Genomic DNA, 1,416 nt, shown 5'->3' with positions numbered 1-1,416 from the left:
AATAGGTACAATACCCTCTGGTATTGGCCAGTTTATTCTGATTGATGTATCATTCCAGGCTAAAGTATGTTCAAAAGCAGGGCTATAATAATCAGTACATTTGTAAACGAATTCTGTGTTCTCTTCCAAAACATAAAATCCATGAGCAAAACCTTCCGGTATCCACAATTGTTTTTTGTTTTCAGCGGAAAGTTCAACCCCAACCCAGCTACCATAACTTTTTGAGTTCTTTCGTAAATCTACAGCCACATCAAAAACTGCTCCAGCAGTCACGCGTACTAATTTCCCCTGGGTATTTTGTGATTGAAAATGCAAACCTCTTAAAACGTTTATTGCTGATTTTGAGTGATTATCCTGTACAAAGTTCACTTTTCTACCAACAATTTCATTAAAGGTTTTCTGGTTAAAACTCTCGAGGAAAAATCCTCTATTATCACCAAATACTTTTGGCTCAAGGATTAATACATCAGGAATTTCAGTCATGGTCACGTTCATTTCAGATCCCTTCAACCAATTTAAGCATATACTTGCCATAAGCGTTCTTCGACAATGGTATAGCGAGTCTCTTTAGCTGCGCAGCGTCAATAAAACCTTTTCGATAAGCAATTTCTTCTGGACAAGAAACCTTTAATCCCTGACGTTCCTCAATAGTCGCAATGAAATTACTCGCTTCGATCAAACTTTGATGTGTGCCAGTATCCAGCCACGCGTACCCGCGCCCCATCATTGCAACAGATAAGCGCCCTTGCTCAAGATATACACGGTTAATATCTGTAATTTCTAATTCACCACGTGCAGATGGCTTCAGATTTTTTGCCATTTCCACCACGTCATTATCATAGAAGTACAGACCTGTAACAGCGTAATTGCTCTTCGGTTCTAACGGTTTTTCTTCCAGACTGATTGCGGTACCGTTCTTATTGAACTCAACTACACCATAGCGTTCAGGATCATTAACATGATAAGCAAATACTGTAGCACCTTCATCTTTATTTACTGCGGCTTCAAGTTGCTTCGGCAGGTCATGTCCGTAGAAAATATTATCCCCCAAAACCAAAGCGCAGCTGTCATCGCCGATGAACTCTTCACCGATGATAAACGCCTGTGCAAGACCATCTGGGCTTGGCTGCACTTTATATTGCAGGTTCAGTCCCCACTGGCTGCCATCACCCAGCAATTGTTCAAAACGTGGTGTGTCTTGTGGAGTACTGATAATAAGAATATCTTTTATCCCTGCCAGCATGAGTGTTGACAGCGGGTAGTAAATCATTGGTTTGTCATAAATTGGCAGTAGTTGTTTACTCACCGCCATGGTAACAGGGTACAGACGAGTGCCAGAACCACCTGCCAGAATAATACCTTTACGCGTAGCCATCATTTTTTCTCTATAAAAACCAAATGCCCTTATAAGGGCAT

General features: G+C 41.0%; 2 protein-coding genes. Both read right to left on the bottom strand.

Annotation, left to right across the window (positions count from 1 at the left end; genetic code table 11):
• On the bottom strand, positions 1-495 hold a 495-nt coding region (gene rfbC / locus INF68_RS22820; protein WP_193525470.1), incomplete at its 3' end, for a dTDP-4-dehydrorhamnose 3,5-epimerase.
• A 1-nt stretch (position 496) separates the two neighbouring features.
• Complete coding sequence (gene rfbA / locus INF68_RS22815) at positions 497-1,375, bottom strand: glucose-1-phosphate thymidylyltransferase RfbA (protein WP_109845279.1); 879 nt, start codon at positions 1,373-1,375, stop codon at positions 497-499.
• Positions 1,376-1,416 lie beyond the last annotated feature (41 nt).

Source organism: Enterobacter cloacae complex sp. P16RS2, assembly GCF_014982155.1.
In the GTDB taxonomy this organism is placed as follows: domain Bacteria; phylum Pseudomonadota; class Gammaproteobacteria; order Enterobacterales; family Enterobacteriaceae; genus Enterobacter; species Enterobacter cloacae_M.
Note: the sequence above shows the minus strand (reverse complement) of the source record. Positions and strands in the feature narration are given on the sequence as shown.